Consider the following 12,483-nt stretch of genomic DNA (forward strand, 5'->3'; position numbering starts at 1 on the left):
GATGCAAACACTTAATGCCTTACTGAATGGCGAAGCACTCACGCTAGAGCAAGCCGAGAAGCTTTTTGATCACTTAGTAAAAGGCGAACTCAATGATATTCAGATAACGGCCGCACTGATTGCCATGAAGCTACGTGGTGAACAGCCCCCTGAAATGGCAGGTGCAGCACAAGCCTTGCGCCGCGCGGCAAAGCCGTTTCAACGCCCGCAACGGCCTGTAATTGACAGCTGTGGCACCGGTGGCGATGGCAGCAACACCATGAACATATCCACCACCGCAGCACTGGTTGCGGCAAGCATGGGCCTCACCGTTGCCAAACATGGCAACCGCAGTGTGTCATCGCGTTCAGGTTCAGCCGACGTACTCGAAAGTCTCGGGCTGTCGGTCACACAAGACCCCGCAGTTGCTGAACAGCAACTGGACGATTATAACTTTTGCTTCTTATTCGCACCGCACTACCACCCCGGCATTCGGTATGCGATGCCAAGCCGCCAAACCTTAAAAACGCGCACCCTATTTAATTTACTTGGCCCGTTGGTGAACCCAGCCCGCCCTGATGCGCAAGTTTTAGGCGTATATGACCCAAGCTGGTGCCGCCCCATGGCCGAAACCCTGCGCCTGTTAGGTTGCCAACGGGCCATGGTAGTGCACGGTTCCGGGCTTGACGAAATTGCCTTGCATGGCCCAACCCATGTGGTTGAATTGCGCGATGGTGAGCTGCACGAGTACACCCTAACCCCAGCAGATTTTGGTGTCGCTGAAGCCAGTGTCGCCGAACTTGCCGGTGGTGACGCTGACTTTAACGCACAATTGTTGCAACAGGTGCTAGCAGGAAAAGCCACCGCTGCGCAGCACAATGCCATAGCCGTGACCGTGGCTGCTATGTTGTATGTTACCGATCAATTCAGTGACCTACGCCAAGCAACCAGCGCTGTGCTTGAGCACTTAGCAGCTGGCACTGCGCTTGAGCATTTACATAAATTGCAGGAGTTTAACCGTGGCTGATTCCGCATCTGTACTTGAAACCATTGTTGCCGCGCGCCGTGAACGTATCGCTGAGCAATTGGCTGAATTGAATCTTGAGCAGATTCAAGCCAACCTCACACCCAGCCGTCGCAGCCTACACAAAGCCTTAGCACAGCCACGTGCGAGCTTTATTTTAGAATGCAAAAAAGCATCGCCTTCGAAAGGATTGATTCGTCCAGACTTTAATCCAGTCAGCCTGGCGCAAACCTATAGCCGTTATGCCGATGCAATTTCAGTGCTGACCGAGCCCGACTACTTTCAGGGTGACTTTCGCTATCTTGCCGCGGTAAGTGCTGCGGTTAGCCAGCCGGTTTTATGCAAAGACTTCATTGTCATGCCCGAGCAAGTGGTACTCGCCCGTCATTTTGGCGCCGACGCCATTTTGCTGATGCTGTCGATTTTAACCGACGACACCTATAAGCAACTTGCTACCCTAGCCGAAGAATTAAAACTGGACGTACTCACGGAAGTTGCCACGGAGCAAGAACTGGATAGAGCGCTGCGCCTAAAAGCAAAAATAATTGGCATTAATAACCGCAACTTGCACGATCTAACAATCGACCCACAACGTAGTATTGAAATGAGTCAGCGCATTCCAAACGACGTGTTGGTGGTGGCAGAGTCCGGTTATGAAACGCATAGCCAAGTAACTGCCACAGCCCCCTTTGTTGACGGATTTTTAATTGGCAGCGCGTTATCGAAACAAGCAAACGTGGACCAGGCCTGCCGTGAACTCATCTATGGTGAACACAAAGTTTGTGGTTTAACTGAACCGGCGGATGCCATGGCCGTTCGCGCAGCTGGGGCTGCATACGGTGGGCTAATATTTGTTGGCCATTCACCACGCTTTGTCACCAGTGAACAAGCCCAGCAAATCGTCGCCGCTGAGCCTAATCTTGCCTTTGTTGGGGTATTTGCGGACCAGCCGCTAACCCAGGTGGCACAAACCGCACAGCAACTTAACTTGGCCGTGGTGCAATTACACGGGCAAGAAGACATTGACTATATCAGCGAGTTACGCAAAGCCCTGCCTGCACATACCAAGGTGTGGAAGGCGGTTGGCGTTGATGAACCGCTGGTGCTGCCACAATTGGAAGTCGACGCCTTCCTGCTGGATAACCGCTTCGGTGGCAGTGGTCAGCCATTTGATTGGGCTTTGCTCGAAGGGCTAAGTGCCGCGCAGCGTAGCCAGTGCATTTTGGCTGGCGGCTTAAGCTTAGACAATTTGCCAGCCGCGCTGGCAACTGGGGTAACGCGCCTTGATGTAAACTCTGGTGTGGAGTATGCCAAGGGCCGTAAAGACGCCGGTAAAATCATTGCACTTTTTGAATCCATTCGCACTTACGGAAAAACCAATGACCGCACGCACCAAGGTCAGGAGGCAGTATCATGAGTACCCAACCACAAAAACTTTCAGCTTACTTTGGTGATTTTGGCGGCCAATTTGTGCCAGAAATATTGCTCCCCGCGCTTGATCAATTGGAGCAAGCGTTTATTGATGCACAAAATGATCCTGCCTTTCAGGCTGAGTTTGCTGACTTATTAAAGAACTATCTCGGCCGTCCAACGCCGTTGTCACTTTGTCGCAATTTGCCGCTAACGTCGCCAAATAGAACTAAAATTTACCTTAAACGCGAAGATCTTCTGCATGGCGGTGCACACAAAACCAACCAAGTACTGGGTCAAGCGTTGCTCGCTAAGCGCATGGGCAAAAAACGTATCATCGCCGAAACGGGTGCAGGACAACACGGCACCGCAACCGCATTAGCCTGTGCATTGCTTGGCCTTGAGTGCATTATCTACATGGGTGCCAAAGACGTGGCCCGCCAACAGCCGAATGTATTTCGTATGGAATTAATGGGCGCCAAAGTGGTACCCGTTGATTCAGGTAGCGGCACATTGAAAGACGCCGTTAACGAGGCCATGCGCGACTGGACCGCAAGCTACAGCACCACCCATTACTTGTTGGGTACTGCGGCAGGTCCACACCCATTCCCAACCATTGTTCGTGAGTTTCACCGCATGATTGGAGCCGAAGCAAAGGCGCAAATTCTTGAACGCATTGGCCGCTTGCCCGACGAAGTGATTGCTTGCGTAGGTGGTGGCTCCAATGCCATTGGTATGTTTGCCGAGTTTATTGACGAAACCGGTGTTGAATTGGTCGGTGTTGAGCCTGCTGGCAAAGGGGTTCACACCCATGAACACGGCGCCACCTTGGCCGCCGGTAAACCAGGTATATTACACGGCTGCCGTTCGTTCTTAATGCAAACTGACGAAGGTCAAATTGAAGAAAGCTATTCCGTTTCCGCGGGGCTGGATTACCCCGGCGTAGGCCCGCAACATGCCCATTTACGTGAAATTGGCCGCGCACGTTACGAGTCGGTCACTGACACCGAGGCCCTTGAAGCGTTTAAACTGCTGGCTCAACATGAAGGCATTATTCCAGCGCTTGAGTCTGCCCACGCATTGGCTTATGCGCTGCGCCGTGCAGCTGAGCCGGATGCGCCAGAAGTGTTGTTGTTAAATCTATCTGGACGTGGCGATAAAGACATTGATCACGTGCGCCGTATCTTTGCACAGGGAGAGCAAGCATGAGCCGTTACGAAAACCTTTTCAACAACTTACAGCAAGCCAACCAAGGCGCATTTGTGCCCTTCGTGACGCTGGGCGACCCAACCCCCGAGTTGAGCCTAAAAGTTATTGAAGCATTAATTGCTGGCGGTGCTGATGCGCTTGAACTGGGTTTACCATTTTCTGATCCGGTGGCAGATGGCCCCACCATTCAACAAGCAAACATTCGCGCATTGGCGGCAGGCACCCGTATCAGTGATGCGTTCGACATTATCGAAACCATCCGTGCCCGACATCCTGACCTGCCGATAGGTTTACTGGTTTATGCAAATCTGGTGGTGAGTAAGGGTTCTGATAATTTTTATCAGCGCTGCGCAAAGGCTGGCGTCGACTCAGTGCTGATTGCCGATGTTCCGGTTCGCGAAGGCATTCCTTTCGGCGAAGCTGCAAAACAGCATGGCATTGCCCCCATTTACATTGCTCCGCCAGACGCTTCTGAACAAACCCTTGAGCGGGTTGCCGCAAATAGCCAAGGCTATGTGTATTTGTTGAGTCGTGCAGGAGTAACCGGTGCTGACACACAAATGCAAGCACCTGCCACCGAAGTCATCAAGCTGCTGAAGGCACACCATAGTGCCCCGCCGCTGCTCGGCTTTGGCATTGCCACACCGGAACACGTGCGCGCGGCAATTGAATCAGGTGCCGCAGGGGCAATTTGTGGCTCGGCTATTGTGCGTATTATTGAGCAATATCAACACAATGAAGCCGAACTTACCGAGCATCTAGAGCGTTTTGTCCGCACTATGAAGAAGGCAACAAACAATCCTTAAGTGCCGCCTCAAGCTGTGGGTACTTAAATTGGTAACCGGCCTGTTGCAAACGCTCAGGTAGCACCAATTGGCCGGTTAGTAGCATCTGTGACATCTCACCCAGCATTAACTTCAATGCCCACGCAGGTACCCGCATAAAATGCGACTTGCGCAGAACTCGCGCTAACGTTTTACTGAATTCTTGCTGTGCTACCGGTTGCGGTGCGGTGGCATTAAATATGCCCTGCGCTTGTTCGTGCTGCAGTAAAAACAGAATAATGCCGACCATGTCGTCTAAATGAACCCAGCTAAAGCCTTGTTTACCGTGCCCTAGCGGGCCACCTAACCCTAACAGGTAAGGCGGCAGCATCTTTTTCAATGCACCCCCTTCAGGCGCTAATACCACGCCGGTGCGTAACACGCACACACGCGTTTTTTCTGATTGTGCCGCAAGCGCTAGGCGCTCCCACTCAGCACATAAATGATGCGCAAAATCGTCCGCTTCTACCTTAGTCGCTTCGGTGACTGGCGTATCACCCTGCGCACCGTAATAACCAATTGCCGAGCCACTGATAAACACCTGCGGTGGCTGCGCCGCATTTTGCATACGCTCAGTAAGCTTACGGGTAATGTTCCAACGACTTTGTTCAATGCGTAACTTTTGACGCGAACTCCAGCGCTTATCCGCAATTCCCTCACCTTGCAGATTAATCACGCCATAAAAGTCACTTAATTCGGATATTTCATCTAAGCTTTTGACCACATGAACGCTATTGCCAAGACGCTCGATTGCCCGTTGCGGATTGCGGCTAATTACCGTTACCTGATAATCACCCACAAGATGAGGTATCAGCGCCGAACCGATGAGTCCTGTTCCACCCGTTATTAATAATTTCATGCTGGCCTCTTGCTGAGTAATTTCTATAATTGATCATGTTACAGTGTAGTCATTGAATCTAGTACGTCACAAACTTTTCTGGCACACTGCTTAAACTATCGTAAACCGGAATTCATCATGCTGTTAGTGCTCGAATATTTGCCGTTAATTTTATTCTTCGTTTTTTATCTACTCGGTGACATCTTTATTGCCACCGGGGTATTGATGATCGCCACCGTGATGCAAATTATTGGCATGAAGTTTATGCGCGAACCCATTACCCCACGCCACTGGATTGTCATGTGGGCCGTACTGATATTCGGCAGCATCACACTCTTTTTACACGATGAGTGGTTCGTTAAGATCAAAGTAACCGTCATTTATCTCGCTATCGCACTATTTCTGCTAATTGGCTTGTGGTGGAAAAAGAAAAGTCCATTACAGAGTATGCTTGGTAGCGAAATTAACTTACCCGTTTTTGCGTGGCACCGCCTTACCTATGCGTGGGTAATTTTCGCCCTCAGCCTTGCCGTAATTAATGTTTACATTGCCGAAGCCATGAGCCTTGACGCATGGGTTAATTTTAAAGTGTTCGGCATTTTGGGTGCCACCCTGGTATTTAGCGTATTTTCTGGCGCTTACATGTTTAAACATCACACTGATCGTGAAAAAGACGCAGAGGAAATTGAATAATGTGGTTTGTTATTTGGGCCGAAGATGCACCAAACAGTTTAGCTGCGCGCCGCGCAACCCGCCCTGCCCATTTGGAGCGCCTCAAGCAACTGCAAGCCGATGGCCGCCTGCTGGTTGCTGGCCCATGCCCAGCTATCGCCAGTGCTGACCCGGGCGAAGCGGGTTTTACTGGCTCTATGGTCGTGGCGGAGTTTGATAGCTTAGCGGCCGCGCAAGCGTGGGCCGATGCCGACCCTTATATCGCCGCAGGCGTCTACCATCAAGTAACGGTAAAACCTTATATCAAAGCCTTGCCATAATATGACCAACCCACATCGGATTACGCTACAGGCGGCACCAACGCGCCAAGTGGTCGCCTATGAATGGCTTGCCGAGAAGGCGCAAGGGGTCATAATTCTGGCACCTGCCATGGCGGTGCCACAAGCTTTTTACCAGTCCTTTTGCGAATGGTTATGTCAGCAAGGCTACCATGTCATCAGCTTCGACTATTACGGCATTGGTGCGTCAATTGACAAGCCACTCGCGCAGGTGTCCACCACAGTAACGGACTGGGCAACCTATGATGCTGCCGCAGTCATTGATTACGCGGTAAGCCAGCACCCCGAGCTACCTTTAGTGTGGTTCGCGCATAGTATTGGCGGGCAATTGTTCGGCTTAGTGCCAAATAATCAGCACGTAAAACACATGATCACCGTCGCCACAGGCACGGGCTATTGGAAAGACACCAAGCCGCAATTGAAGTATAAGTCGTGGGTTTTGTGGCGTGCTATTACGCCATGGCTGATTCCATTAGCCGGATATTTTCCTGGCCGTAAACTGGGGATTGTTGGCGATGTACCGGCAGCAGCCATGCAACAATGGCGCAGTTGGTGTTTGCACCCAGATTATTTGGTTGGCGCGGAGCAGCACTATCAACGCTACGCTAACATCACCACGCCCATCACCTCACTGAGCTTTACCGACGATGAAATGCTGACCGCGCATAACATCAACGCCATGCATGATTTCTACGCCAACGCGCCGCAGCAACGTCATGTGATAGCACCAGCGGATATTAATGCCAGCCGTATTGGTCATTTTGCGGTGTTTCGCAAAAGCTATGATCAACATTGGCCAGCACTATTTGCTGAGCACATTCAAGCGGCTTTCAAAGCGTAAGCTCGCATTACGCGAGCTTACGAATCAACTGCGCCGTGTTTCTGCGTACCAATCGGTTACACGCCAAGCGGCCAAGTGTGCCCACTACAAGCGCACCCGCTACCGGGCCAACTAACCAGAACCGCCAATGCAAGGTTGCGCCCATTTCAAACACTTGGGTTTGCAGTATCCACAGCGACAACTCCATTGCAAGGGTAGCGATAAGCCCGCTAATTGCGCCCAAAATAACAAACTCGTAGGTAACACTACGACTCAATAACTTCGCCGGTGCACCTAAGGTTCGCAAAATCACCAGTTCTTTTTGACGCTCCTCCATGGAAGCCTGAACTTGGGCAAGCAACACCAATATTCCAGCAATCAGCACCAACACCAGCACAAACGCAATCGCAATGCTGACTTGCTCAATCACTTCGCGCAGTTGGTCCATAATGGCATCAAGATCAATCAGTGACACTTGTGGGAATGGTTTGAACAACTCATACAGCTCGCTTTGACGCTCGCGCGGCAAATTAAAACTCGAGATGAATGTTGCTGGAAAATCTTCCAAGGTTGCCGTATTAAAAATCATAAAGAAGTTCGGCTGCAAGGTTCCCCAGTCCACTTCACGAATACTAGTTATCGGCACCTCAAAGGTGTTACCGCCAATGTTAAATTCAAGCTGGTCACCCACGCTCAAGTTCATTCGTTCAGCAACTTCAGCTTCAACTGACACCTGCGGTTGTGGCGTTTCGCCCCACCAATCACCAGCCACAATCGTATTGTTCGGTGGCAGGTCATCGCGCCACGTTAACGACAGCTCGCGACCAAAACCTTCGCGCTGTTCCGCATTGTTGGTTTGGGTATTCGCTTCGTCGCCGCCAGCTTCTTTCGTCACTTCATCACGTACCGGCACACCATTAACGGCCGTCATCCGGCCCGGTACCACTGGATACATGTCATTTGACACAATATCGCGCTCAGCAAAGCGCTCACGCAGTTCACCGACATCATCTGGTGCCACATTCACAATAAAGTAGTTCGGTGCATCATCGGGTAATTGGCGCTGCCAATCATCAAGAAGCTCATTACGCAGTGCTAACACCAACAGCAGCAACATAATGGCCGTTGAAAAGCTCAGCATTTGCACGCTGTTTTCTTGGGCGCGGCGCTGCAAACCAGCCATGGCCAAGCGCCATGCACTACCCGCCTGCATACCTGCTTGTCGGCTTGCACGAATAAATACCCGCCCGACCAACAGCAACAACACCGCGGCCACCGAGCCACCCGCGAACAACGCAGTCGACAGCAACCATTGTTGGCTATAAATCAGCAGCAACGCATAAATTGTTCCCGCTGAGGCCACCCAATGCAGCCAGCGCAGTTTATCGGTACCGGTCAATTGCCGATTCAGTACCCGTAGCGGTGGAATCGAAATCAAGCGCAACAATGGATACAACGTAAACATCACCGCACTCACTAGTCCCGTTGCCGAGGCTAATAGGTAAGGTTTTATCCCGGCCGCAGGTAGTTCTGCACCAAGCCGCGCCGCTACAAACTCAATAACTTGAGCCTGCAACACCCAACCGAGCGCTAAACCAACCGCGATGCTAATCACTGTCAGTAGCAACAAATGCAGAATAAAAATACGCTGAATCTGTGCTTTGTCGGCACCCAAGGTTTTGAAAATAGCCACCACGTCATAATTGCGCTGGCAGTAGCGTTGTGCGGCCACCGCCACCGCGGTTGCGGCAAGAACCACACCCAGTAGGCTCGCAAGCAACATAAACCGCTCAGCACGCTTTAAACTGCGCGCCAACGGGCTGTCTCCATCTTCAATACTGCGCCAGTTGTGGGTGTCATCATTTAGCTGTGGTAAAAGCCACTCGTAGTAGCTTTCCAACTGTGCCACTTCACCCGCATACAAAATGTTGTAGCGCACGCGCGAACCCGGCTGAATCAAGCCCGTTTGCTCAAGCTCGCTATAATTAATCAAAACATTGGGGCTGTCGGTAAATACCGAGAAACCAACATCGGGCTCGTAAGTCAGTACGCGGGTTACATTAAAGCTCGTTTCACCAATTTCAATCTGGTCGCCAACTTGTAAGTTAAGCTCTTGAAACAAAGCTGCAGCAACCCAAGCTTCGCCAGCACCAGGCAAACCCTCCGCAGTGCTTTCTTCGCCAAAAGGCTCACGCGCTGTGCGCAGCTCACCGCGCAACGGATAGCCATCGCTAACCGCTTTGATATCCACCAAGGCCAGTTCATCTTTTGCGAACGCCATGCTGTTGAATACCACACGATTCGCGGTACGCAAGCCGTATTCCTGCGCCTGCTCGACCCATTCGTTAGCAATGGCTCGTCGTGAACTCAACACACGGTCGGCCGCTAAGAATTCTGCGCTACGCGCCAATAAGCCAGTTTGCAGCCGTTCGGTAAACAACGACAACGACAGCACGGCAGTAACCGACAGCACAATTGCCGCCGCCATAATGGTTAATTCGCCACGCTTAAGTTCGTGGCGCAATAAGCGCCATGAAATCTTATGCCACATCGCGCGTCACCTCAGCCAGTCGACCAGCATCCATGCGTAACACGCGCTGACAACGATTTGCCAACTCCGCATCATGGGTAACCATCACCAATGTGGTGCCCGACTCTTCGTTCATTTGAAACAATAAGTCTTCAACTTTATGCCCCGTGGTGGCGTCCAGGTTACCGGTTGGTTCATCCGCGAATAGAATTTTAGGTGTACCAATAAACGCCCGTGCAATGGCAACGCGTTGTTGCTCACCGCCAGACAATTGGTTTGGATAATGGGTCAAACGCTCGCCAAGACCTACTTTGGTCAGTAAGTCGCGTGCCTGCTGCTCAGCATTTTTATGCCCTGCCAGCTCGGCTGGTAACATCACGTTTTCTAACGCAGTCAAACTGGGGATCAATAAAAACGACTGAAAAATAAAGCCAATTTTGTCGGCGCGCACTTTTGCGCGTTGCTCCTCATCCAAATCGCTCAACTTTACGTTATCTATAGAAACATCTCCGCCACTTGCAAGGTCTAATCCCGCAAGCAACGCGAGTAGAGTCGACTTACCAGAGCCGGATGCACCGACAATAGCCACCGTCTCGCCCTCTTTTATGGAGAGGTCAATCGGCTGTAAAATGTGTAGAATACCGTCTTGAGTTGTAACTTTTTTCTCTAATTGAGTGGTTTGAATAAGCATTTATGAAAAACTTCCTAGCTAAATTGTTGGTTATCGTCGCACTGTTGGTTGTTATACGTCCAGTTTCGGCAAATGTCTCACTTGTTGTTTTAGGAGACAGCCTCAGTGCCGGTTACGGCATGGCGCAAAGCGAGTCATGGGTAGGCGTGCTGCAAGATCGTTGGGCCGAAAAATATCCTGACATTACGCTCATTAACGCCAGCATTAGTGGCGACACTACCCAAGGTGCATTAAATCGTTTAGCTGGGGTTATCGAACGCCATCAACCTGACGCAGTATTTGTTGAACTTGGCGGCAATGATGGTCTGCGCGGTTTTACCCCAGCAGCTATCTCAGACAATTTGGTACAGATTATCATGCATTTGCAACAGCAGGACGCGAAAGTTGCGTTAAGTCAGGTGAGAATTCCGCCGAATTACGGCCAGCGCTACAGTGAAATGTTCGCAAACATCTTTCCACAGGTTGCCGAACAGCAAAACGTGCCGCTTATTCCGTTCTTCATGGAAAGCATTATTGAAAATGAAAGTTTAATGCAAGGTGACGGTATTCATCCGAATCGCGAAGCACAACCGCTTATCGCAGATATCATGGAAGAACATTTACTGGAGTTAGTGCAAAAACGATAACAGTTATTGGTTATTGGTTATTGGTTATTGGTTATTGGTTTGCGCTTTCGAGTAACGAATAACGACCAACGAATAACGCTTTTGCTTTAAAGAAGTGGCGTCCCCTAGGGGATTCGAACCCCTGTTACCGCCGTGAAAGGGCGGTGTCCTAGGCCTCTAGACGAAGGGGACAAGGACTTGCAGTGCTAGTTACACGTTACTGGTTATTCGTTATTGGTTTAGCTCTTGCGAGTAACGAATAACGACCAACGAATAACGGTTTTAAAGAAGTGGCGTCCCCTAGGGGATTCGAACCCCTGTTACCGCCGTGAAAGGGCGGTGTCCTAGGCCTCTAGACGAAGGGGACAAGGACTTGCAGTGCTAGTTACACGTTACTGGTTATTCGTTATTGGTTTAGCTCTTGCGAGTAACGAATAACGACCAACGAATAACGGTTTTAAAGAAGTGGCGTCCCCTAGGGGATTCGAACCCCTGTTACCGCCGTGAAAGGGCGGTGTCCTAGGCCTCTAGACGAAGGGGACGCACCAGAATTAAAACACTATCAGATTTTCACTACTGAGCTGCAGCTTTGGTGGAGCTAAGCGGGATCGAACCGCTGACCTCTTGCATGCCATGCAAGCGCTCTCCCAGCTGAGCTATAGCCCCACACCAACACTAAATATTCGTGTGCTGCATCAGTACCCTGACAGCGGGGCGAATTCTAGGGTAATTCGCGCACCACCGTCAACCTTTTTTTTGGTAAAATGAATCGTTTGCCGAAAAATAAGACAGTTCGAACAAATCACGATCAATTCTGCCTAAACTCTCACCACTTCTGGGTTTTAATCGTCGAAGTGATAAATGCGCTCTAACGACTCCCTGTCACGCACAGTTACTTCCATATCGCGCACTAAACCGTCTTCAATGCTGTACACCCAACCGTGAATTGCTAAGTCTTGGCCACGGTCCCAAGCCTGCTGAACAATGGTTGTTTTGGCAAGGTTACCCACCTGCTCTATCACGTTCAGTTCACACAGACGATCAATGCGTTTTTTCTCGTCAGTTATCGCTTCAAGCTCTTTGTGGTGCTCGCGATAAATATCTTTAATTGGAAACAACCAGTGATCAACTAAGCCATGACTACAGCTTTCGGTCGCAGCACGCACACCACCACACCCATAATGACCCACCACTAGAATGTGTTTCACCTTGAGTGTTTCAACAGCGTATTGCACCACAGACAGACAATTAAAATCGGTTTGAATTACTTGGTTAGCAACATTACGGTGCACAAAAAGTTCACCGGGTGCCATACCCACCACTTGGTTTGCCGGTACACGGCTGTCTGAACAACCAATCCACAAGTACTCAGGCGTTTGTTGCGCCACCAGGTTGTTAAAAAAATCAGGGTCCTGCTCAAGCATACGTTTTGCCCAAGCTGAATTATTAGCAATTAACTGACGAATTTTTGGCATTCAACCCTCTCTCGTTTTGTATGACTTGTTGCGCAACTCATCATATTCATAAAAAAGGCGCCCCTGGG

The 12,483-nt window shown here is 50.5% G+C and carries 12 protein-coding genes and 4 tRNA genes; 8 read left to right on the plus strand and 8 right to left on the minus strand.

Annotation, left to right across the window (positions count from 1 at the left end):
* Position 1: 1 nt before the first annotated feature.
* Genes trpD through trpA form a run of 4 tightly spaced genes read left to right on the plus strand, consistent with a single transcriptional unit; the run spans position 2 to position 4,428 of the window.
* On the plus strand, positions 2 to 1,006 hold the full coding sequence (gene trpD / locus ACN0UN_RS02030; RefSeq protein ID WP_417658646.1) for an anthranilate phosphoribosyltransferase: 1,005 nt from the start codon (positions 2 to 4) through the stop codon (positions 1,004 to 1,006).
* On the plus strand, positions 999 to 2,420 hold the full coding sequence (gene trpCF, locus ACN0UN_RS02035; protein WP_417658500.1) for a bifunctional indole-3-glycerol-phosphate synthase TrpC/phosphoribosylanthranilate isomerase TrpF: 1,422 nt from the start codon (positions 999 to 1,001) through the stop codon (positions 2,418 to 2,420). Before trpD ends, trpCF begins: the two co-directional genes overlap by 8 nt.
* Positions 2,417 to 3,622 (plus strand): tryptophan synthase subunit beta, encoded by a 1,206-nt coding sequence (trpB, locus tag ACN0UN_RS02040; protein WP_417658501.1) that lies wholly within the window; start codon positions 2,417 to 2,419, stop codon positions 3,620 to 3,622. The genes trpCF and trpB overlap by 4 nt, the downstream gene beginning before the upstream one ends.
* The gene (trpA, locus tag ACN0UN_RS02045) at positions 3,619 to 4,428 is read left to right on the plus strand and encodes a tryptophan synthase subunit alpha (RefSeq protein ID WP_417658502.1); all 810 of its coding nucleotides are present in this window, start codon (positions 3,619 to 3,621) and stop codon (positions 4,426 to 4,428) included. The genes trpB and trpA overlap by 4 nt, the downstream gene beginning before the upstream one ends.
* Here the strand turns inward: trpA and ACN0UN_RS02050 are convergent.
* Positions 4,400 to 5,305, minus strand: coding sequence for a TIGR01777 family oxidoreductase (locus tag ACN0UN_RS02050; protein WP_417658503.1), 906 nt, complete (start codon positions 5,303 to 5,305; stop codon positions 4,400 to 4,402). The two genes, trpA and ACN0UN_RS02050, sit on opposite strands and share 29 nt — an antisense overlap.
* Before the next feature lie 117 nt (positions 5,306 to 5,422).
* On the opposite strand from ACN0UN_RS02050, the gene ACN0UN_RS02055 reads away from it, so the two are divergent.
* The 3 genes from ACN0UN_RS02055 to ACN0UN_RS02065 are packed head-to-tail and all read left to right on the plus strand — an operon-like array spanning position 5,423 to position 7,135.
* On the plus strand, positions 5,423 to 5,977 hold the full coding sequence (locus tag ACN0UN_RS02055; protein ID WP_417658504.1) for an inner membrane-spanning protein YciB: 555 nt from the start codon (positions 5,423 to 5,425) through the stop codon (positions 5,975 to 5,977).
* On the plus strand, positions 5,977 to 6,276 hold the full coding sequence (locus tag ACN0UN_RS02060; RefSeq protein ID WP_417658505.1) for a YciI family protein: 300 nt from the start codon (positions 5,977 to 5,979) through the stop codon (positions 6,274 to 6,276). The genes ACN0UN_RS02055 and ACN0UN_RS02060 overlap by 1 nt, the downstream gene beginning before the upstream one ends.
* Position 6,277: 1 nt before the next feature.
* On the plus strand, positions 6,278 to 7,135 hold the full coding sequence (locus ACN0UN_RS02065) for an alpha/beta fold hydrolase (RefSeq protein WP_417658506.1): 858 nt from the start codon (positions 6,278 to 6,280) through the stop codon (positions 7,133 to 7,135).
* 7 nt (positions 7,136 to 7,142) lie between these two features.
* Here ACN0UN_RS02065 and ACN0UN_RS02070 read toward each other — a convergent pair whose 3' ends face one another.
* Both ACN0UN_RS02070 and ACN0UN_RS02075 read right to left on the minus strand, forming a co-directional pair.
* Positions 7,143 to 9,665: an ABC transporter permease gene (locus ACN0UN_RS02070; RefSeq protein ID WP_417658507.1), complete on the minus strand. Its 2,523-nt coding sequence runs from the start codon at positions 9,663 to 9,665 to the stop codon at positions 7,143 to 7,145.
* Positions 9,655 to 10,335, minus strand: coding sequence for an ABC transporter ATP-binding protein (locus tag ACN0UN_RS02075; RefSeq protein WP_417658508.1), 681 nt, complete (start codon positions 10,333 to 10,335; stop codon positions 9,655 to 9,657). Before ACN0UN_RS02075 ends, ACN0UN_RS02070 begins: the two co-directional genes overlap by 11 nt.
* 2 nt (positions 10,336 to 10,337) lie before the next feature.
* On the opposite strand from ACN0UN_RS02075, the gene ACN0UN_RS02080 reads away from it, so the two are divergent.
* Positions 10,338 to 10,961 (plus strand): arylesterase, encoded by a 624-nt coding sequence (locus tag ACN0UN_RS02080; RefSeq protein ID WP_417658509.1) that lies wholly within the window; start codon positions 10,338 to 10,340, stop codon positions 10,959 to 10,961.
* A gap of 95 nt (positions 10,962 to 11,056) precedes the next feature.
* Here ACN0UN_RS02080 and ACN0UN_RS02085 read toward each other — a convergent pair.
* From ACN0UN_RS02085 to can, 5 genes are all read right to left on the minus strand, one after another.
* Positions 11,057 to 11,132: transfer RNA gene (locus tag ACN0UN_RS02085), tRNA-Glu, on the minus strand.
* A gap of 99 nt (positions 11,133 to 11,231) precedes the next feature.
* Positions 11,232 to 11,307 (minus strand) — tRNA-Glu (locus ACN0UN_RS02090).
* A gap of 99 nt (positions 11,308 to 11,406) precedes the next feature.
* A tRNA-Glu gene (locus ACN0UN_RS02095) sits at positions 11,407 to 11,482 on the minus strand.
* Between the two features lie 48 nt (positions 11,483 to 11,530).
* A tRNA-Ala gene (locus tag ACN0UN_RS02100) sits at positions 11,531 to 11,606 on the minus strand.
* A gap of 176 nt (positions 11,607 to 11,782) precedes the next feature.
* Entirely contained in the window at positions 11,783 to 12,415 is a 633-nt protein-coding gene (gene can, locus ACN0UN_RS02105) for a carbonate dehydratase (RefSeq protein ID WP_417658510.1), read from the minus strand.
* Between the last annotated feature and the right edge of the window lie 68 nt (positions 12,416 to 12,483).

It is taken from the genome of Pseudidiomarina sp. (assembly GCF_048267825.1).
In the GTDB taxonomy this organism is placed as follows: domain Bacteria; phylum Pseudomonadota; class Gammaproteobacteria; order Enterobacterales; family Alteromonadaceae; genus Pseudidiomarina.

What these genes read in the sequence shown, in the direction of transcription:
- trpD (WP_417658646.1), top strand. Translation starts at nt 2, where the DNA reads ATGCAAACACTTAATGCCTTACTGAATGGCGAAGCACTCACGCTAGAG.
- trpB (WP_417658501.1), top strand. Translation starts at nt 2,417, where the DNA reads ATGAGTACCCAACCACAAAAACTTTCAGCTTACTTTGGTGATTTTGGC.
- trpA (WP_417658502.1), top strand. Translation starts at nt 3,619, where the DNA reads ATGAGCCGTTACGAAAACCTTTTCAACAACTTACAGCAAGCCAACCAA.
- ACN0UN_RS02050 (WP_417658503.1), bottom strand. Translation starts at nt 5,305, where the DNA reads ATGAAATTATTAATAACGGGTGGAACAGGACTCATCGGTTCGGCGCTG.
- ACN0UN_RS02055 (WP_417658504.1), top strand. Translation starts at nt 5,423, where the DNA reads ATGCTGTTAGTGCTCGAATATTTGCCGTTAATTTTATTCTTCGTTTTT.
- ACN0UN_RS02060 (WP_417658505.1), top strand. Translation starts at nt 5,977, where the DNA reads ATGTGGTTTGTTATTTGGGCCGAAGATGCACCAAACAGTTTAGCTGCG.
- ACN0UN_RS02065 (WP_417658506.1), top strand. Translation starts at nt 6,278, where the DNA reads ATGACCAACCCACATCGGATTACGCTACAGGCGGCACCAACGCGCCAA.
- ACN0UN_RS02070 (WP_417658507.1), bottom strand. Translation starts at nt 9,665, where the DNA reads ATGTGGCATAAGATTTCATGGCGCTTATTGCGCCACGAACTTAAGCGT.
- ACN0UN_RS02075 (WP_417658508.1), bottom strand. Translation starts at nt 10,335, where the DNA reads ATGCTTATTCAAACCACTCAATTAGAGAAAAAAGTTACAACTCAAGAC.
- ACN0UN_RS02080 (WP_417658509.1), top strand. Translation starts at nt 10,338, where the DNA reads ATGAAAAACTTCCTAGCTAAATTGTTGGTTATCGTCGCACTGTTGGTT.
- can (WP_417658510.1), bottom strand. Translation starts at nt 12,415, where the DNA reads ATGCCAAAAATTCGTCAGTTAATTGCTAATAATTCAGCTTGGGCAAAA.